General features: G+C 53.6%; 18 protein-coding genes. 2 read left to right on the top strand and 16 right to left on the bottom strand.

Annotated elements, in window-relative coordinates:
• Positions 1-127 precede the first annotated feature (127 nt).
• The 8 genes from MHI24_RS01790 to MHI24_RS01825 form a co-directional block, all read right to left on the bottom strand.
• On the bottom strand, positions 128-1,468 hold the full coding sequence (locus tag MHI24_RS01790; protein ID WP_340023854.1) for an FAD-dependent oxidoreductase: 1,341 nt from the start codon (positions 1,466-1,468) through the stop codon (positions 128-130).
• Positions 1,469-1,513: 45 nt separating this feature from the next.
• Positions 1,514-2,362 carry a carbohydrate ABC transporter permease gene (locus tag MHI24_RS01795; protein ID WP_340023856.1) on the bottom strand — a complete coding sequence of 283 codons (849 nt, stop codon included), beginning with the start codon at positions 2,360-2,362 and terminating at the stop codon, positions 1,514-1,516.
• On the bottom strand, positions 2,346-3,260 hold the full coding sequence (locus tag MHI24_RS01800; RefSeq protein WP_340023857.1) for a sugar ABC transporter permease: 915 nt from the start codon (positions 3,258-3,260) through the stop codon (positions 2,346-2,348). Before MHI24_RS01800 ends, MHI24_RS01795 begins: the two co-directional genes overlap by 17 nt.
• A 17-nt stretch (positions 3,261-3,277) precedes the next feature.
• Positions 3,278-3,970 carry a hypothetical protein gene (locus MHI24_RS01805; RefSeq protein WP_340023858.1) on the bottom strand — a complete coding sequence of 231 codons (693 nt, stop codon included), beginning with the start codon at positions 3,968-3,970 and terminating at the stop codon, positions 3,278-3,280.
• Between the two features lie 27 nt (positions 3,971-3,997).
• A complete protein-coding gene (locus tag MHI24_RS01810; RefSeq protein ID WP_340023859.1) occupies positions 3,998-5,287 on the bottom strand; it encodes a sugar ABC transporter substrate-binding protein in 1,290 nt (429 codons plus the stop codon).
• A gap of 129 nt (positions 5,288-5,416) precedes the next feature.
• The gene (locus MHI24_RS01815; protein ID WP_340023860.1) at positions 5,417-6,184 is read right to left on the bottom strand and encodes a response regulator; all 768 of its coding nucleotides are present in this window, start codon (positions 6,182-6,184) and stop codon (positions 5,417-5,419) included.
• Entirely contained in the window at positions 6,177-8,009 is a 1,833-nt protein-coding gene (locus tag MHI24_RS01820; RefSeq protein ID WP_340023861.1) for a sensor histidine kinase, read from the bottom strand. Before MHI24_RS01820 ends, MHI24_RS01815 begins: the two co-directional genes overlap by 8 nt.
• A gap of 211 nt (positions 8,010-8,220) precedes the next feature.
• Positions 8,221-9,183 (bottom strand): YafY family protein, encoded by a 963-nt coding sequence (locus MHI24_RS01825; RefSeq protein ID WP_340023862.1) that lies wholly within the window; start codon positions 9,181-9,183, stop codon positions 8,221-8,223.
• Positions 9,184-9,285: 102 nt separating this feature from the next.
• On the opposite strand from MHI24_RS01825, the gene MHI24_RS01830 reads away from it, so the two are divergent.
• Entirely contained in the window at positions 9,286-10,248 is a 963-nt protein-coding gene (locus MHI24_RS01830; RefSeq protein ID WP_340023863.1) for a Gfo/Idh/MocA family oxidoreductase, read from the top strand.
• 579 nt (positions 10,249-10,827) lie between these two features.
• On the opposite strand, the gene MHI24_RS01835 is transcribed toward MHI24_RS01830, so the two are convergent.
• The 8 genes from MHI24_RS01835 to MHI24_RS01870 all read right to left on the bottom strand — a co-directional run bounded on the left by MHI24_RS01835 (position 10,828) and on the right by MHI24_RS01870 (position 16,971).
• Complete coding sequence (locus tag MHI24_RS01835) at positions 10,828-11,316, bottom strand: flavodoxin domain-containing protein (protein ID WP_340023864.1); 489 nt, start codon at positions 11,314-11,316, stop codon at positions 10,828-10,830.
• Between the two features lie 11 nt (positions 11,317-11,327).
• A complete protein-coding gene (locus tag MHI24_RS01840) occupies positions 11,328-12,227 on the bottom strand; it encodes a hypothetical protein (RefSeq protein WP_340023865.1) in 900 nt (299 codons plus the stop codon).
• Positions 12,217-12,861, bottom strand: a complete 645-nt coding sequence (locus MHI24_RS01845) for a TetR/AcrR family transcriptional regulator (RefSeq protein ID WP_340023866.1) — start codon at positions 12,859-12,861, stop codon at positions 12,217-12,219. The genes MHI24_RS01840 and MHI24_RS01845 overlap by 11 nt, the downstream gene beginning before the upstream one ends.
• Positions 12,862-12,968: 107 nt before the next feature.
• Positions 12,969-14,072 (bottom strand): AbrB family transcriptional regulator, encoded by a 1,104-nt coding sequence (locus MHI24_RS01850; protein ID WP_340023867.1) that lies wholly within the window; start codon positions 14,070-14,072, stop codon positions 12,969-12,971.
• A gap of 35 nt (positions 14,073-14,107) precedes the next feature.
• The gene (locus tag MHI24_RS01855) at positions 14,108-14,752 is read right to left on the bottom strand and encodes an MBL fold metallo-hydrolase (protein ID WP_340023868.1); all 645 of its coding nucleotides are present in this window, start codon (positions 14,750-14,752) and stop codon (positions 14,108-14,110) included.
• A 98-nt stretch (positions 14,753-14,850) separates the two neighbouring features.
• Positions 14,851-15,267: an Rrf2 family transcriptional regulator gene (locus MHI24_RS01860; RefSeq protein WP_340023869.1), complete on the bottom strand. Its 417-nt coding sequence runs from the start codon at positions 15,265-15,267 to the stop codon at positions 14,851-14,853.
• Positions 15,268-15,347: 80 nt separating this feature from the next.
• Positions 15,348-16,379, bottom strand: coding sequence for a hypothetical protein (locus tag MHI24_RS01865; RefSeq protein WP_340023870.1), 1,032 nt, complete (start codon positions 16,377-16,379; stop codon positions 15,348-15,350).
• An 82-nt stretch (positions 16,380-16,461) separates the two neighbouring features.
• On the bottom strand, positions 16,462-16,971 hold the full coding sequence (locus MHI24_RS01870) for a GNAT family N-acetyltransferase (protein ID WP_340023871.1): 510 nt from the start codon (positions 16,969-16,971) through the stop codon (positions 16,462-16,464).
• Between the two features lie 132 nt (positions 16,972-17,103).
• Between MHI24_RS01870 and xerS the strand changes: the two genes are divergently transcribed.
• The gene (gene xerS, locus MHI24_RS01875) at positions 17,104-18,198 is read left to right on the top strand and encodes a tyrosine recombinase XerS (RefSeq protein ID WP_340026581.1); all 1,095 of its coding nucleotides are present in this window, start codon (positions 17,104-17,106) and stop codon (positions 18,196-18,198) included.
• The last annotated feature ends 18 nt before the right edge of the window (positions 18,199-18,216 follow it).

Genomic DNA, 18,216 nt, shown 5'->3' on the forward strand with positions numbered 1-18,216 from the left:
ACCTTCGGTCTGTGTCCCGGGAAACGGGGGATACTCCTGCTCCTCGTGGTTCACCTACCACCCCGTTCAGCAAAAAACAGGCAACACACACCATAACTAACGATACGTGTTGCCCGCCTTCACTTCTCTATAACACAACCCCATCCCGCTTCAGCTGCTTTTGCAGCTGCGGGATATCGAGCGCCTGCGGCTTCACTCCTGCCGCCGCTGCGAGTGCAGCCGCCGTTCCGGCCGCCTGGCCCGTGGCCATGCAGCTTGGCGTCAGCCGGGTCGTGGCCAGCGCTTCGTGCGAGGTCGAGATACATCTGCCTGCTGCCAGCAGATTCGGCACATTGGCGGAGAGCAAGCAGCCGTACGGGATGTCGTAAGCGCCGTCTCCGGCGATGAAGGAGGCTGTGACCCCCTTGCCGGACGGATCATGAATGTCGATCGGGTAGCCGCTGCGGGCAATGACATCACTGAACCTCCGGCCTTCCACAACATCCTCCTTAGTCAGCAGGTAATAGCCTTTAATCCGCCGCGATTCGCGGATGCCGATCTGTGGCGCAACCGCTGAGATCGAGGCCCGTTCAAAGCCCGGAACGTCGCGTTTCAGGAACTCGGCCATGAGCAACACCTGCTTGCGGCCCTCCTGCTCCGCCAAGGTCAGATCCTCTGCACTCGTTGCGTCCAGCCCCTGGACGCGGGTGCAGTTGATCAGTGCCTCATCGTCTGCCGGTCCGGCAAAGAACAAAACCTGATCGCGGTTAATCGGCACCTCCGCCCGCTTCCATTGCGAGTAGAATCCGCTTACCCCTGTAAGCGGCAGGTCGGGCAGCTCGGCGATCGGCGTTTTGCTGTAGAACTCTTCGGGATGGCTGATCATATAAGCTTTGACCTTGTGCAAATCGACGCCGCGCATTCTGAACTTCATCGTCATCGGCTGGGAACGGTTATCCCCCTCCCGCCCTTGCAGCGTTTCAGCCCCGGACAGCTTGGCTACATCGGCGTCTCCGCTGCAATCCACGAAGATGCGCCCCGTTACAGGCGTACGCCCCGATTTGTTAGTCACCACTACATGTTCAATCACGCCATCACTCGTCTTCACCTCGTCCACAAAGCTGTGCAGCAGCAGCTTCACCCCGGCTTCGCGCAGCATATCTGCCGCCACTACTTGATAAATCTCAGGATGGTAAGGCGTCAGTGTATGCACAAATCCGACCGTATCCCGCAGGTGGCCCGGCGAACCGCCGCTGGCCTGCAGCCGGTCTACGATTTCTTGGGCGATCCCTTTAATCACCTGCTCCCCGCTATCCGTATGAAAGGTCATCCACGGATAGACCATCGCTGCGGTGGACATCCCGCCCACGAACCCGTACCGCTCGATGAGCACCGTCTGTGCCCCCAGCCGTCCGGCAGCAATGGCCGCCGTGATGCCCGCGGGTCCGCCGCCCACGACAACTACATCCGCCTGAATTGCAGGATTCATATCATCTACTCCCTTTCGATATGTGCTACTCCTTCTCGGTGTGTTCTATTCCTTCAGACCCGTCATTGCCACGCCCTCAATGAACCGCTTCTGCGCCAGGAAGAAGACAATCAGCAGCGGCACGGTTGCCATGACGGTGGCACTCATCAGGTAATGCCAAGCCGTACCCACTTCATCTGTAAACAGCGATAATCCAAGCGGTAAGGTCATCAGCTCCCGTGTATTAATGAAAATAAGCGGGTCGAAGAACTCATTCCAGATGGTTACGAACGTGAAAATCGTCAGTGTCGCCATGCCGGGACGGGCAATCGGCAGCATAATCCGCCAGTAGATGCGGAACCGGTTGCAGCCGTCGATCATCGCCGCCTCCTCAAGCTCGGTGGGTACGGTAATGAAGAATTGCCGCATTACGAAGATGCCGAACACCCCGCTTGCACCGAAGATCGGCAGCAAAATCAGCGGCAAATGCGTGTCAATCCAGCCCAGATCGCGCATGAACAGGAACATCGGGATAGCCGTTACTTCATGCGGGATCATCATGGCGCTGAGCAGCACCAGGAACACGGCATTTCTGCCTGTAAAGGGGATTTTGGCAAACGCATAACCGGCCAGCGAAGCGAAAAACACCGTTCCCGCCACGACGATAAACGAGATATAGACGCTGTTGAAATAGAAGCGGTGAAACGGGATCAGCGTAAATACATCCACATAGTTCTGAAACCGGAACACCGGCGGAATCAGCTGCGGCGGGTAGGTGAAAATATCCTGCGGCTGTTTGAAGGATGTGGACAGCATCCACAGGAACGGAACGAGCATAATCAGCGATATCACTGTTAACGCGGCATACACTCCTGCTGCTGACCACTTTCGGCTGGGCTTAAGCGTCGCTTTCATTGAATACCCACCTCTTTCGCAGCTGCCACTGCAGCAGAGTCAAGATCAACACGACAAAGAACAACACAAATGCCAGCGCCGAAGCGTAGCCCATCTGAAACAGCTTGAACGCTTTCTCCCAAATGTAATAGACCAGCACCTTGGTGCTGTTGCTCGGCCCGCCCTGGGTCATGACATAGATCTGCCCGAACACCTTCAGCGAGCCGATCACGGTCATCACAACGGTCAGAAATACGGTGGGCGTAATCATTGGCAGAGTCACGTTGAAAAAGGTTTTGGTCTTCCCCGCACCATCCAGCTCAGCCGCCTCGTAAAGCGAACGCGAGACCTGCTGGATGGCAGCGATGAACAATACCATGTTCAGCCCCACGTTCTTCAGCACGCTCGTCACAATGACGGCCGGCATCGCCAGCCTCTCGTCATACAGCCAGGCAGCCCCTTTAATGTTGAACATCATCAAGAGCTGATTGATCAGCCCGGAATCGGTGGCGAACATGTACTTCCAGACGATGGACCATACAATCAGCGAAGTCATCACGGGAACGAAAATAGCGGTACGGAAGATGCCGATGCCCTTCAGGCTTCTCGATAACAGCAGCGCCAGCATCAGAGCCAGCACAATGTTAAACGGCACCAGCCCCAGCGTGAAATACGCCGTGTTGCCGAAGACCTTCCAGAACAGCGGATCTCCCGCAATTGCTTTATAATTATCCAGACCGACAAACCGGTGCCCGCCAAGCAGCGGCCAGTCATTTAAGCTCATATAGAGCGCTTTGCCCATCGGAAATAGCAATAACAACGTGAATCCGAGCAGCATGGGCGATATAAAAAGCCATCCGGTTACCTGTGCCTCACGGGCAAGCGGACCTCTCCTATGTGTATTAACCTTTCTGTTCATGCCGGAATTCACCGCCTCTAGCTCAATCTGTCTATCGCACCACGGAACGCGCTAACCGCGCGCCGCAGCTCATCTTCTGTCTTGCCCGTCACCACTGCCCCAAGCATGATCGCTTTCACTCCGGCACGCTGCAAGGAAGGGACATCTCCCGCCACCAGCTTGCGCTGGGACGGTACCAGCACGGGAAGACCGGAATAGTCGGCCAGATACCGGTATTTCAGCAGGTCCGCGAGGCTTAGGCCCGTACCGTATTCACTGCCAGGCACAATGGACGCTTCAAGCGCCGTAATTCCGAATTGCGCCCCTGCCTGAACCTGACTGAGATCATAGCTCTCGTTAATGGCAAAGGTCCGGTCTAGTCCGTGATCCTCCAGCATAAACGGCGGCAGATGATGGGCATATATCGAATAAAAGTCGAACCCGAGCGGACCAAGCTGCCGAATGTCTTCTTCCGCTACCCCCTCCAGACTGCCGGAGGGGACTACGCCAAACGGACCGTCAAAGGCAGCACGGATCTGTCCGAAAACATCTGCATAGCTGCCGAGCGGACCAAATTGATTGCCGCTGGCCCGGTGGCCGACATTAAAGTGAACCTTTAACGCATCTGCGCCTTCCTCAAGTGCCGCCTTAGCGAGTCTCACATCATTGGCAGGCAGACTCACGAACAAGGACAAGCCGTTTTGCGCCAGTGTCTGTTTCAATTTCCCCATATCATTTGCTCCTCCCAGCCCGGAATCTTATTTCAGAATCGCCTCGACATCGCTCTGCATTTGCGCCAGGTTGTCCTTGGCGGACGCTGATTGGCCGAACAGGCGGTCAAAGCCTTGCAGCACCGCATTGTCGATATCCTGCCAGCGGATGTGACCCGGAATGATGCGCGCCTTCGGCATTTCATCGATAACGGCTTGCACGATATGCTCGGCCGGCGGGTTGTTCGGCTGATTCAGGAACGCATCGGAATTCAGCACTGATGTACGCGGCGGTACGAAATAAGTAGAAGTTGCCTCAATGCCCTCCTGGCTGGCGAACAGCTTCAGCAGCTTTTTGGCTTCCTCCGGGTGCTTGCTGTCCTTGAACAGCGTATAGCCCGCCTGGCCCAGCATCGGAACACTGCCTGCGGAGCCGGACGGCATCGGCGCAATACTCCATTCAAATCCCTTGATTTCACGCGCTTTGGAGACATAGCTGTAGTTATCAAAGAACATGCCCAGATTCCCGGCATCGAAGCTGATCTGCTCGCCTGCCTTGGGGTGGGATTCGTCCTCGAACATCATCCGCTCCAGCAGCTCCATCGTTTCCACGCCATATTGGTCATTCCAGGTAAATGCAGTCAGATCCTCATTAAACGGGCCGCTGCCATACGACCAGGAGTAAGAGGACAGTATGGCCCAGGTCTTCCAGTCACGGAAGAAATTCGCGCCGTACACCCGGCCCCCGGCATCTTTGACCGAGATCGCTTTGGCGGAATCCTCAAAGGCCTTCCAGGTCCATTTTCCTTGAGCGGCCAGCGTATTGGGGTCTGACAGACCGGCCTTGTCGAACAGCGTCTTGTTGTAGAACATGACCACCGGCGGAGTCGAGAACGGCAGGCCCAGCAATTGATCCCCGTCCCGGAACAAATCAAGCGTGCTCGGAATGTAATCGTCCAGCTTGAAGGAGGCATCGTCCTGGAAGGAGGAGACGTCCGCCAGAATGCCGTTGGCCTTGAACTGCGGAATCATCCGCTCCGAGACCCAGGCGATATCGGGAAGTGATTTCCCGGCAGCCAGTACCGATATTTTCTGCTGATAGTCAGTAAAGGGAACGGAATCCATAGTCACCTTAATCCCCGGGTTATCTGCTTCAAATTGCTCGATCAGCTTGTTGTACACATCCATATGCCCTTGATTGCCCCACATCAGAAACTTCAATTCGACCTCTTCCTGCTTCCCGGAACTCTCTGCATTTCCGCTGGCTTCGGGCTTGGCACAGCCTGCCGTCAAGCCCAGCAGCAAGGCGGAGAGAAGCACTGCTCCTGCTTTTTTCATGAATATCCCCCTTTGACATGTTAGTTTTAATGACTCTTCAAGTATACAGGAGACAAATCTGACGGATAAATCACCCAGAATACAGGAAAGGTTCGTTTTGTTTATGATTTATGTTAGATTAATTAACGTTTATTCCTGAGGATTGAATTGATTGCGGTATTCCCCCGCCGTCATCCCGGTCTGCTGCTTGAACACCAGCATGAAGTGCTTCGGGCTCTGATGGCCGGATAGCCGGGCGACATCATAAATCTTCAGCTGTGTATGGCTGAGCAGCCATTTCGCGCGTTCCATCCGGGAATCCGTCACATAGTCCGAATAATTACAGCCCGCCTCCCCCTTAAAAAGCTGGCTTAGATACGTAGCGTTCAGATTGACATGTGAAGCTACCGTCTGCAGACGCAAATCTCCGTCAATATGCAGTCTGACATATTCTTTAACATCCCGTATGATCTTGCGTGTATCGCCTCCGCCTTCAAGCTGAAGCGGTTCGGGCGTCTGTTCCAGGGAAGACAGGCCATGGCGCTTATCAAGCAGCAGCCGTGCTTTTTCCAGTACACTTACCAGTTCATGACGTTCCACCGGCTTCAGCAGATAATGGAGAACGCCGTATTCAATGGCTTTTTGCGCATATTCAAATTCGCCGTATCCGCTCACAATAATGACCAGCAGCCCGGGATACATCGACTTCACCTTCCCGGCGAGCATCAGTCCGTCCATTTCCTTCATCCGGATATCGGTAATCATCACGTCCGGCAGCTCGGACTTTAAGTACAGGAGCGCTTCCCGTCCGCCCGGCATTTCTGCCGTCACCTCAAAAAAAGGTGCCGACCGGCTAATCAGCTCACGCATCCCCTGTCTGATCACGATTTCATCCTCTACCAGCAGCACCTTATACATCCTCTTCTCCCCCTGATTCCGGTATCGTTATCATAATGGTCACGGCGAGCCCTTGCCCCGGACTTCCGTCAACCGTGAGGCTCCCGCCTTCCCCGTACAGCAGCTTGATCCGCTGGCCGATATTCCGCAGCCCGAGACTGTCTTCGTCACTGCGTCTGAGCGATTCCATGGAGGGGTCTTGTTCAATCTCCCGGTTCAGCGCCGCAAGCTCCTTTTCCTCCAATCCATTTCCGTCATCGCGAACCGTAATCAATAGCTCATTGTCAAAACGCAGCGCCGACACCCAGATCGTACCGCCTTCCTCGCGCCCGGCCAGGCCGTGGTCGATGGCATTCTCCACCAGCGGCTGAATGGTAAGCTTCGGAATATGCAAATGCAGTACTTCCTCTTCAATCTCGTTATGAACGGTAAGCTTGCCGCCATAGCGGATCTGCTGGATTCGGATATAGGAGTCCACGAACGCGATTTCCTCCCCCAGCGAGACGAGCCGGCCGGCCTTGTCAATTGTATAGCGAAGCAGCTTGCCCAGTGCGGATACCATATCGGATACCTCATCATGCCTGCGCTGGACGGCCATCATATTGATCGATTCCAGCGTGTTGTAGATGAAATGCGGGTTGATCTGGCTCTGCAGGGCAGACAGCTCAGCCTCCTTTTCCCGGAGACGGGTAACCAGCACCTCATGAAACAGACGGTTGATTTCGTCCATCATCTTGTTGAATCCGCGCCCGAGCTGCCCGAATTCATCTCCTCCCAGCGGACTGATCCGCTTGTTGAAATCGCCCCGCTCCACCCTCAGCATATTGCTCTTCAGCTCCACCAGCGGAAGGGTGATCCGGTACGATACCATATAAGCCAATAGCAGCACCGTTACTAGACAAAAGAGGGCCAGCCATAACGTAAAAATCATCAACGCACGCGACTCCTTCTGAATGACTCCAATCGGGGTCAAACCGATGACCGACAAGCCCGAATACGGCGACTTATGGCTGACAAACAGATAATCCGTCCCTCCCAGCCTTTCCCGCTCCCCGCTATGCAGCTCCTTGATCCGCCCGGAGTCAATCAGCCCGCCGTAAGCCGAAGGCCCGTCATCCGCCTTCCGCTCATACAGCAGCCGCTGCTCTCCATCGATAATAATCAGGCTCGTGGATTGCTCAATCTTCAGCTTGGAGAAAACAGAGCCGAAGGCCTCCTGCTTGACATCGATAAGCATATATCCCAAGCGCCTCAGTGTTATCGGTTCTTTGATCACCCTGGCTATCGAGATATACAAGGAAGGATCGGTCCCGGCATAATAAGACGGATGATGGGGAGGAAGAATGATCCATTCGCCGTCCGAGCCCTCCAGGTTGCTGAACCATTCATCGCCTCTGGCATCCCATGATGTGTTGACGGCCAGCGGTTCCACGTTAGAGAACAGAGTGCCGCTGTTGCTCAGCAGATGAATGCCCCGGATTTCCGGGCGGTCGTACGCCTGTGCCGAGGTGTATAGCTTCATTTTCTGATAATCGTCGGACAGCGCCCATCTTCCTGAGCCCATCGAACCATCGTACTTCGCCAGAATGGACAACACCTGCTCATCATACAGAGGCATCAGCGACAACCGCTCCATATCCTTCAGCAGCCGGTCCAGATTGGCATTGACCTGTCCGGCGATATCCACCGTGAATTGCCTGGTCTTAACGTTCAGGGTGGATGAGAAATGACGGTACGTCACCATCCCCTGCACACTTAACGGAAGCAGCGTCAGCATAGTGAACAGGAGCAGCAGCCTGGTGCGCATTTTACTGCTTCTCAAACGGACGGTCAGCCGCTTCAGCATCTCAAGTCCTCCTTTTGTTATGTAAGCTGACATCAAACCTGTGTACAGTTTATCGTATAACGGTCTGCGAATGAATTCTATCCTCTCTTTTTTGGAAAAGGTACGGAACCACAAAGTCAATAAACCCCAGACCTGCCGGAAAGCCGGGGTTGGGGTTTAGCCTCTTCACTCTTTGAGCCTTGATTAGTTAACATAATATTAATTATGTCACTCATTTACTGTTATACAATTGATTCCACATCTGTACCTGTTTGCTGACGTACTCTCTCAGCTCCGGCGGCCCCACAATTTCAGCTTGAACCAATAGCGGCAGCACCTTCGCACAGGCCGAGCTATAATCATACATATTCACAGTAACCAGCCGGGAGACTCCCTCCGGTTCGATGTTCATTACCTCCAGCCTCTGCAGCATCTCCTCGTTCGCAATGTGCATACGGAGAATCACAGGGTAGAACTCCCGCACCCTGCTGGTATGAACGAAGGCTTGCTCCGCTTGACTCCAGTAGGCCTGGAGGGAGAACTGCTCAGGAATTACACAAGTCTCGTCCAACACCGTTACAGCGGTAAACCGCTCACACTTGAATGTACGGACCTCCTCTGCCCGCTCACAATAGGCCGCCAGATACCACTCGCCCTGCTTTATGATCAGCCCATAAGGATGCAGCTTCCGTAGCGAGGTCTCCCCGTTTACCTTGCGGTACTCCGCCATCAGCATTTTCCCCCTCCATACCGCCGTGCGAAGCGCCTCAAGATACGGCACCACCGGCTGTGTGTTCCACCAAGGGGCAGCATCGAACAGGAAACGGCTTAACGCCGTGCGGATGTCCTCCTGATAGGGAGCGGGCAAGCTGGCCTCCAGCTTCAATAGTGCATTTTGCAGAAGCAGACTTGTCCCTTCTGATCCGCCCGCAGGCATTCCTCTTCCCGTCAAAAAAAGCTGCACCACCTCTTCCCCATGCAGCCGCCGCAGATTCACCGTGTACCCTTCCATCAGCGCAATCCCGCCGTTTGGCCCGGTGGTGGCAACCAGTGGAATGCCTGATTCCGCCAGAACATCAATGTCCCTGTAGATCGAACGGACGGAGGTTTCCAGCGCTTCGGCCAGCTCTTTGGCCTTTATTTTGCCCCGGGATTCAACCAGTAACAGGATCGCAATCAATCGGTGCAGCCTCATCACATGCCTCCTAACCTTTTTACCAGACCAAATATTCTTGCCACTCTGTTGTCAACAATGACGCATTATGATGAATGTATCAAATCTAAGGAGCTGCTGTAAATGAATATTGGCGTATTGGGAACAAGGTTTGGGGCGTATCACGCCTCGCTTTTGAAGCAGATGGAGTTTGTTGACCGGATTGTGGTGTTCGGGAGGAATGAAGCCAAGCTGCGGAAGCTGAGGGAAGAGCTGGGGGTTGAGGTGACAACGGTGGTACAGGACATCATGTCTGACCCCGGGATTGACGTAGTGGATATCTGTCTGCCGTCTGCGCTTCATACCGCTTATGCACTGGAAGCCCTGGACCGGGGAAAAGATGTCTTCTGCGAGACCCCGGCTGTACTGGGACCGGAGGATGGACATAGACTGCTTCAGGCGGAACAGCGGACCGGCCGCAGAATTCTCGTCAACCAATTCATCAAGTTCGATTATGCCTATGAATACCTGGAGCAGGCGGTACGCGAGGAGACCTGCGGGAAGCTGCTGCATCTGAATATGCGCCGGGAGACCGCTCCGCTGTGGGGAGATCTCGGCCTTACGGCCATCGCCGCCAATCTGATGATTCATGAGCTGGATGTCATCGCCTGGCTGATGGATTCACCTGTACCTGCTTCGGTCTGGGGAACCTCCGGGAGCAAGGAGGGGCAGGCGCTGGTCCTGGCCTCCTTCCTCCAGCCTGAGTGGAGCGCACAGCTCACCGTATCTTCGCAGATGCCGGGGAGTTATCCTTTTACTATCGGGTATGAAGCCTACTTCGAGCAGGGGAAGCTGGAGTTTCGCGAGTGCAGTGGTGCAAATGGGGAGATCCAGGCCAGTCTTACCGGTTATACCTCCGAGGGACAGATGGCGATTCCACTGATTCCGAGTGATCCCTATGCCAAAAGCCTGCGCCATGCTCTCCTGAGTCTGCGGGACGGGACGGATTCCAGTTTGTCGCTGCGACAGGCGCTGAAGTCTCTAAACATGGCCTTTCAGTTAACGGATATGCTCACAGCGGGCACGGCCACCGGGGGCGAGAAATAGTTGGATTTACTCCACCTACTGATGTAATAACCGCTCCTTATGGGGCAACAGTTGGAAAAATGGCACTTCTTCAGGCGCATTCCCGGCAAATTCGTAATATCGCCTTCAGTAGATGCTGTTTTTCCAATTACTTCAGTAAATCCATCGAAAACCGGTAAAACAAGATACAATTTTCCACGTATTTCTATCACCAAAACCGCTTCGTACGCATTCCTCATGCCTGGTGCGTAGCCTGCCCGGCAGGTTGACATCGATGATTTGTTTTGGCAAGGGTTTGCCTCTCTTTTTCCGTTTGTTAGTTACAAAGTTCAGGTGAAGGTTTGCAGTTAGTAGTAGTGATTAGGGTGAGAGTTTTTTTGTTTTTACTATTATGAATTTTTCATATGTTGAAATATTGTAATTAAAGATTTGAGATTGGTGTATTTTCGTTTTTGGTACGCTTTCGTTATCGACTATTAGTTAACATAATATATATTATGTCTCTAATTATTTAATCTTCCCTTTGGCTTAACGTTGTCGCTTCAAAGCACTGCTGCTACACTTCGTTCCATCTCCGCTAACCTTCGTCCCCCCTTCACCTCACTCTCCTGCCGACATCGCGAACGCGAAGCGCTCCAGCTTATCCTGGGACAGGCCGCTTCCCGTCTTGTGCCCTTTGCCTTTGACCATCCGCAGCACCCATTTGTCGAGCAGAGAGATCCGGTCCGGGTAGATCTCATCCCCCATCACTTCCTTGGCCAGCGCTTTATTGTAGATGATCTCGGGATAAGCCTGCTTCAGCTCCTGCTCCCCCTTCTCCCCTGACATTCCTGCGCAGATGAACAGTCCCAGCCTTTTTTTGAGGAGCTCCTGTTTGTGCTTGGCCGTAAAAACGGCCATCTCCTTGCGGATTCTGCCATAGTAGATGGAACCGCCCAGAATTACAGTATCATAGGCAGCAAGCTCCGGTACCTTGGCGTACCGCAGATTCACCACCTCCGCCCCATCGAGCCTGGATTGCAGCTGCATCGCTGCTTTTTCGGTACATCCATATTTGCCGGCATAGAGAATCAATATCCGATTACTCATTAGCTCCGCCTCTATTCTATAGGTAATGGGCCACCAGGCCGTCCGGATTCCTGCGTGTTACGCAGTACAAGGATGAGACAACCGATGACCAGCAGATTGAACACCGGGAACAAGATCAGCTCAGCCATGGAGACATGGACTCCCGCTCTCAGCATTCCAATAATCATGGAGGAGATGGAGGTCAGCAGGGTTGCGGTTTTCACCAGGACAACAGCAGCCAGAAGATACCCGAAGGACTGTCTGCGGATAAGCAATACCCCGGTAAGGACCATGACCGGTAGCAAAACGGCTAAGTCCATGGCCTGAATCACCAATGTGCTGTAATGCTCAAGCCCTTCAGGCATAGCTCCCTGCTGCCAGGCTCCGGCAATCCGGCCCAGCCATAACATAATAATCAGGAAGGCAATCAGCAGCAGAATGAAACCGATGCTTCTGGCCGGAAGCTGCGTGCTGAACGATACCCCGTCCCGCTCCAGTGAGCGAAAAACAAGGATAAAAGCAAACAACCCTGCCGAGAACAACATCACATAAACTAGGAACAGATTATTATACATAGCCATGAAAGAGTAAGATCCGTACGTATACGTGAAGTATCCGAGCATCCCGGCAAGCAGCAGACGCCCTCTGCTCCGTCCCCTGAGGCTCATAAGCAGTGATATAAGCAGCAAAGGAACGCCAACGAACAGCGTAACACCATCCTGGGCAATCGCCTGCGAAGCCGCTGACAAAGAGTCATCCTTATAGATTCCGCTGCCGTACAATTCAATCTGTTCCCCCCGGATGGAGGTATAGACTGGAGCCTTCCCTTCAATTTCAGCCCTGCTGCCGGAGAACAGCCCGGCTGCGGAAGCAACAATGCTGAGAGCTATGACAATCAACGTTAAAAAGCTTATGGATCGTCTATGCTTCATTCTGATCCTCCTGTCCCCGGGCAATATGCACCATAGCTTCAATATGCCGGGCAATCAGCGCTTCCCTCTGCGCCTCCGGGAGATCCTTCTCCACTGTCAGCCTCAGAATCAGCCCAAAGGCCGCGCTCCAGATGACTTGGGCAGTCAGCTCAATCTCCTGCTCACTGCGGGACTCCATTGCTTTGAACTCCCTGAGGGTGCTGCATAGCATACTGATTGCATTGCGTTCCATTGCCGCGCCTTGGTGCAATACCGCCGTGTGACTCAGTACAGCCGGTGAATCGTTCAGCATCACAGTCCGGTAGGGAGAACCTTCCGCAGTGGTCATCCGGAAATACTGGGCCAGCGAGCGTCTCAAACGGTCTTCGGCAGATTCTTCCTCCGGCAGCGGCTCCGGTCCGGTAACCAGCCCGACCATGAACTCGGCGTAGCCCTGCTGGAGGAGCTGCTCTACAATATCGTCCTTCCCCTCAAAATAGTGATAAACACTTCCCGCTGAGTAATCCATACGTTCGGCTATTTTGCGGATCGACAGCTGCTGAATGCCTTTCTCCTTGACGATTTCTGCAGCTGTGGCCAGAATCAGATTCCGCATCGCTTCACGTTCCTGCGCTTTTCGCTGTTCCTTGCTCATAATTTCCAGGCACCTCCAATGGTGTAACGGCCGTTCATTGAACACTGTATTATTTTTGAACACTGTTCAATGAAAATTATAAGGGTCTGGAGGGGTTTGGGGTGTGATTATTGATACATTCTAGCCCCTTTTTTCCTGCGGAATATCATCTTAAACAATGGCGGAACGGCAAAGAAGATGAAAAATGTCCGAAACAGCTGATATCCCGCTACGGTCGGCAGGTCCGCACCTGTCTCATGGGCAATCAGGCTCATCTGGTCCATCCCTCCGGGTGCAAGACTAAGCAGCGCCGTTGCGGCTGTCACATGCTCCAGAGCTGTGAATAGCAGACTGAAGCCGTAGGCTCCGGCGATCAGAATCACCCCGCTGCCTACAGCCAGCGACAGGGTCAGCAGCTTATGCTCCAGCTTGCGCGGGTCAAGCAGCAGTCCGACATAAACTCCGATCATCAGCTGCGCAGCATTAATCAGGGTACCTGGAAGCACCGGTCCTTGAAGGCCGCTTAGCTGCAGAATGGCGGTAATGATAGCGGGGCCGAGAAGATAGGCGGTGGGAAAATTGATTTTCTGCCCGGCGATTGCGCAAGAGATACAAGCTGCACCGTAATAAAGGATATTGGGGAACAGCCCACCCCATCCGGCGGAAGCTCCCTGCGGCAATGGCATTGCCCCGCCCCCGTCCAGGTGGCTTGCAAATAGCGGGCTGTAGATCAGCAGCGGAATACAGATAATGATCATCATCAGCCGGATCACCTGAATGACCGTTACCACCGTAAGATTCACATCCTCCGACTCCTCCGCCAGCAGAAGCATTTGCGTCAATCCGCCGGGAATGCTCCCGAGCAGTATAGTCTTATAATTGGTTCCGGATAATCTGGATACTGCAAATGCCACACCAGCGCAAAATAGCAGCAGCAGCATCGTCATAAGCAGCATATAAGGGAGTTGGCCGGCGATTTGGCTTAGTGCGGACGCCGTCAGAGACAGGCCGATGGTATAGCCTACAATAATCATTCCGGTATTCCGAATCTGCGGAGGCCAGCTATACAATGGTTTCCACAGGTTTGAACCGATCAGGACTGCAATCATCGGACCAAGCAGCCAGGGCAGCGGCAGATGCAGTAATGTGAACATTCCCCCGCCAGCAAGTGCCGTAATCAGGGTGCAGAGCATCGTTTTTGCCTGATGAGAATTTTCTGTAAGTAATGACATTTTAACTTCCCCTTTTCCAGCCCGTCTCAGCTTCGTTAGTATTGCAGTGTGTACACGCCCTGCCGGCCGTCAAGTGTCTCACGGGTGATCACCAGATCATCCACTGCCCGAACAGGCTGACCCGCAGTCTTCAAGAAGGATGATACTCCCGCAAAAAAGAAAAGGCCAGCCACCCCCAGCGCCTTCGTCCGGTAATGCATGGGAATCGCAATGGCCGGCTGAAGCTGCTTCATTACAGCCGCTGCTCCGGCGCCGTCCAGAGTTACCCTGCCGCCGACCGGAATCATCAGCACATCAATCTTTCCGATCTGCTCCAATTGTTCTTTCGAGAGGGTGTGACCGAGATCCCCGGCATGACAGATCCGCAGTCCGTCCACAGTGAAGACGAAGACGGTATTTGTTCCTTTTTTGGCGCCTTGGACGTTATCGTGGTAGGTGGAGATCCCCTCAATCTCAATGCCTTTCACATGGAAGTGCCCGGGCGTATCAATCAATTCGTAGCTCCCTTCCGCGACGTGAATCTGACTGTGATCCTTATGGTTGTGGGTAACTGCCACGATATCCGCTCTGATACTCGGCATCCGGTACCCAAGGAACCGCCCGTAAGGATCAATCAGGATAACCGTCCCCTGCTCCGTCACAAGCTGAAAAGCTGAATGTCCGAACCAGTGAATTCTCATATACATTCCTCCAAAGTATAATGTTTTATTTAACTGTGCAAAAATATGCACATTTAAAATCAAAAAAATGCAAATAAACGGCCACTTGCACGTTGCCGTTATTCTGTCTGCCGCTGCTCTACTAAATCAGCAAGGGTATAGGATTTCAGTACATGCTCGACTTGAGCACGGATATCCGTCATGATCCGGTCAAAGGACTGCCGCACCTTATGCCCGAACAGATGATTGCCGGTCGTATCCAGCATTCCGTCAAGCATGGGAATATCATCGTGCAGGGACAGATAGACCTCTGCCAGAGTAATCTCACCAGGATAACAGGCCAGGCTATAGCCCCCTCCCCGCCCCTGGCGGACTTTAATATAACCGGCTTCTGTCAGCCGTGATAGGATCTTGCGCAGCGCCGTCGGCTCACAGTGAATCTGTTCGGCGATCTCCGCACTGGAGTATTGACCGGGTACTGTAGCGAGCACGACCAGCGCCTGCAATCCATAACCAAACCGTTTGAGCTCTGCCATGAGATCTAGTGGCTCCTTCGCTGCTATTAATGTGCAAATCATAGCACAATTATCAGGAGACCGCCATCTTTTTCGCCCGGTTAATCGATATTGGCAATTTTCCATTCTCCCTGCTTGTTCTTCAGCAAGGAAATTTCGTAGGTTCCATCTGTAATATAGCCCTCCGAAGTCATGCGGGTGAAGCTGATGTAGAAGCCTGCCCGCTGGGTTCCTTCGATGGGAATTCCAGCCAGGGTCAACTCATCGAACCGGTAGCTGTTCTTCTCATCCAGCAGGAATTGCAACGCATCGTCAAGCATCGGAGTTATCATCGTGGCTGCGAACTTCTCCTTATCGCGCGCGGACCAGGCTTCAATACAGGCCAATGTCTCCCGCAGCGCCTGCTTGTTACCCGGGTTATTCCCCACATCCGGGGCCTTAAAGAATATTCCCGGCTGGATCGGCGGCGGCTTCACGAAGGATTCAACATTACTAACCATGGATATGAACAGCGGCAGCAATGCTTCCGCTTGCTGTTCCAGCATATGAATCTCGGCCCGGTAAGTATCTTTCTTGGCTTTGAAGATAAACACTTCTATCCGCTGGTCATCTTCACGCTTGCTCCCGGCGTACTCCTTGTACTTCAGCAGCTCCGGGTCCGAGCCGGGTTGAAGCTCATTCTTTCCTGCTGCACCCTTGGCGGGGTCAAGCTTAACGAAAGTAATATAATTCCGCTTGTCCGCTGTCCCCCAGGCGGTTCTTCCATCCTGTTCGTAGCGGACCATGGATTCTGGCAGAAACACTCCTAGCGGTAAGTTCTGATCTGCCGAGAAGGCCGTGTGGATATAGACTCCATCCACCTCATATTCTATCCCGCTCTCCGAATAGTCCCGGAGCTCGGGAATCAGCTTGACCGACCTCGCTGCCGGACTTGCTGTTGCAGTTGGCGGGAGAGCCGCCGTTGCAGGAGCTGTAGTTGAATCTGCGGCGGCCGTAGCCGCTATGGACGGCTGACCTGCGGTTCGCTCGGGCAGACTGGCTGCGCCCTGCCTCGCCTCATCGCTGCAGCCTGTGCTCAGCGTCAATGTAAGAACGATCCAGGCCGCTCCCCATAAGCTTGTATGCTTGGACACAATCATCACCTCAGTTACCAGACGCTGGTAACAGGCGAAAGTTGCGCTGAAGACTGGCCGGAATTGGCTAATTGGAGCGGGATTATTTTTTAACCCTATTAGTATTTAATGTGCTGAAGTATTGGCTGGGATTGCCTTGCCGGGCGTTGAACCGCTCCTGGAAATCACCGCCGGTATAGGCTCCGATGACCCGGTGCCAGAAGTCCCGCGCAGGGGTATTCGCCCGGATCTGCGACACCTTCCAGTTGCCGGGGAACATGTCGAACAGCCGGTGGGCCGCCCAGGTTCCTACGCCGCTGCGGCGGTATTTTTGCAGCACAAAAAACTCCGTCATATAGAACTCCCCCTCCGGGTCGCGCAGCAGACGGTCCACCAGGGCAAAGCCGGCAATATTATCGTCAACAGTGAACAGGTAGGGGAACTTATTCTTGCCGCTGTTCCAGTAAGCCTCCAAGCCGGGATAGGACGGGAACAGCCCGTTACGGCCCACCTCCAGCTCAAGGTATCGGGTGAAGTCATACAAATAGAACTGCATCAAACTGCTAATCACTTGCTTCTGCTCTTTAGGAACCAGCTCGATTCCAAGTTCCATCAAGGTTCACCTCTGCCGTTTTCGTTTACTTCACATCATATAACTTTGTCACATCAGGAGCAAGGTCTGCCCAAAACATGATAAAATAGAAAGACAGCCCTCTGCCGGCAAACTACAAAGAAGGTGAGAACGATCAGTATTCAAAAAGCTGCGGACCGCAAGCACCTGGATCAGCGGCTGCCGCAGATGCCGTGGTTCGTGCAGCAGTTCATTGATTATAAACGCCCGGACCTGTCTCCTTCCACCCTGCTGGAGTATATCCGCGATTATGAGTCTTTTTTCGGCTGGCTACGGGGTGAAGGTCTGTCCGCAGCAGCCAGCAACGCTGAGATTACCCTGCTGGAGCTGGAGACGCTGCATATGGACAGCATTGTCGGCTACCGCCTGTATCTGACCACCCGGGCCGAGAATGCCAATTCACGCGTGACGGTCTCCCGGAAGCTGTCTGCGCTGCGCTCGCTGTTCCATTACTTAAGCCAGATCGCCGAGGACGAGAATTTCTACCCGCTGCTGAAGCGCAATATTATGGCCAAGGTGGAGATCAAACGGATTCATAAGCCGAAGGACACCGCCGCCAAGCTCAAGGGCAAAATTCTGGAGGATGAGGAGCTGCTGGAATTCGTGGGCTACATCTATGAAGGATATGGCACCGATGTGGAGGCTAACAAGCAGGCTCATTACTCCTGGCAGCTCAACCGGGAACGGGATGCCTGCATCGCCAGTCTGATCCTGAACTCCGGCCTGCGCGTATCTGAAGTGGTCAACCTCAACGTGGATGATCTGGACCTGAACAACAAGCTGCTCTATGTCTTCCGCAAGGGGCATAACGACGAGACCTTCAAGACCCCCGTGTATTTCCGCGAGCAATCGAAGGATGATCTCAGCCTGTATCTCAGCCTCCGCCAGAGCAGGTACAAGACACCGAAACGGGAAAAAGCGCTCTTCATCGCCCTGCGCAACGGCAGCAACGAAGGCAAACGGATGACCAAACGGGCGATCCAGGAGATGATCATCAAATATGCCAAACGGTTCGGCAAGCCGTACCTGACGGTGCATAAGCTGCGGCATTCTTTTGCCACTGACTATTATCTGCAGAATGATATTTACCGCACCAAGGAGCAGCTGGGCCATGCCTCAACTGAAACAACCGAAATTTATGCCCATCTTACCGATAAAACGATGTCTGAGGCGATCGAACGGCGGCTGGAGAATGAATCTTCGACCTGAATTAGAACTGAATAATGT

It is taken from the genome of Paenibacillus sp. FSL K6-1096, from assembly GCF_037977055.1.
Taxonomy (GTDB): Bacteria; Bacillota; Bacilli; order Paenibacillales; family Paenibacillaceae; genus Paenibacillus_AQ.

Excerpts from the sequence above, each read along its gene's own strand:
- MHI24_RS01850 (WP_340023867.1), bottom strand. The coding sequence starts at position 14,072 with ATGTCATTACTTACAGAAAATTCTCATCAGGCAAAAACGATGCTCTGC.
- MHI24_RS01795 (WP_340023856.1), bottom strand. The coding sequence starts at position 2,362 with ATGAAAGCGACGCTTAAGCCCAGCCGAAAGTGGTCAGCAGCAGGAGTG.
- MHI24_RS01800 (WP_340023857.1), bottom strand. The coding sequence starts at position 3,260 with ATGAACAGAAAGGTTAATACACATAGGAGAGGTCCGCTTGCCCGTGAG.
- MHI24_RS01790 (WP_340023854.1), bottom strand. The coding sequence starts at position 1,468 with ATGAATCCTGCAATTCAGGCGGATGTAGTTGTCGTGGGCGGCGGACCC.
- MHI24_RS01860 (WP_340023869.1), bottom strand. The coding sequence starts at position 15,267 with ATGGCAGAGCTCAAACGGTTTGGTTATGGATTGCAGGCGCTGGTCGTG.
- MHI24_RS01840 (WP_340023865.1), bottom strand. The coding sequence starts at position 12,227 with ATGAAGCATAGACGATCCATAAGCTTTTTAACGTTGATTGTCATAGCT.
- MHI24_RS01820 (WP_340023861.1), bottom strand. The coding sequence starts at position 8,009 with ATGCTGAAGCGGCTGACCGTCCGTTTGAGAAGCAGTAAAATGCGCACC.
- MHI24_RS01830 (WP_340023863.1), top strand. The coding sequence starts at position 9,286 with ATGAATATTGGCGTATTGGGAACAAGGTTTGGGGCGTATCACGCCTCG.
- MHI24_RS01815 (WP_340023860.1), bottom strand. The coding sequence starts at position 6,184 with ATGTATAAGGTGCTGCTGGTAGAGGATGAAATCGTGATCAGACAGGGG.
- MHI24_RS01805 (WP_340023858.1), bottom strand. The coding sequence starts at position 3,970 with ATGGGGAAATTGAAACAGACACTGGCGCAAAACGGCTTGTCCTTGTTC.
- MHI24_RS01845 (WP_340023866.1), bottom strand. The coding sequence starts at position 12,861 with ATGAGCAAGGAACAGCGAAAAGCGCAGGAACGTGAAGCGATGCGGAAT.
- MHI24_RS01835 (WP_340023864.1), bottom strand. The coding sequence starts at position 11,316 with ATGAGTAATCGGATATTGATTCTCTATGCCGGCAAATATGGATGTACC.
- MHI24_RS01855 (WP_340023868.1), bottom strand. The coding sequence starts at position 14,752 with ATGAGAATTCACTGGTTCGGACATTCAGCTTTTCAGCTTGTGACGGAG.
- MHI24_RS01825 (WP_340023862.1), bottom strand. The coding sequence starts at position 9,183 with ATGAGGCTGCACCGATTGATTGCGATCCTGTTACTGGTTGAATCCCGG.
- MHI24_RS01810 (WP_340023859.1), bottom strand. The coding sequence starts at position 5,287 with ATGAAAAAAGCAGGAGCAGTGCTTCTCTCCGCCTTGCTGCTGGGCTTG.
- MHI24_RS01870 (WP_340023871.1), bottom strand. The coding sequence starts at position 16,971 with ATGGAACTTGGAATCGAGCTGGTTCCTAAAGAGCAGAAGCAAGTGATT.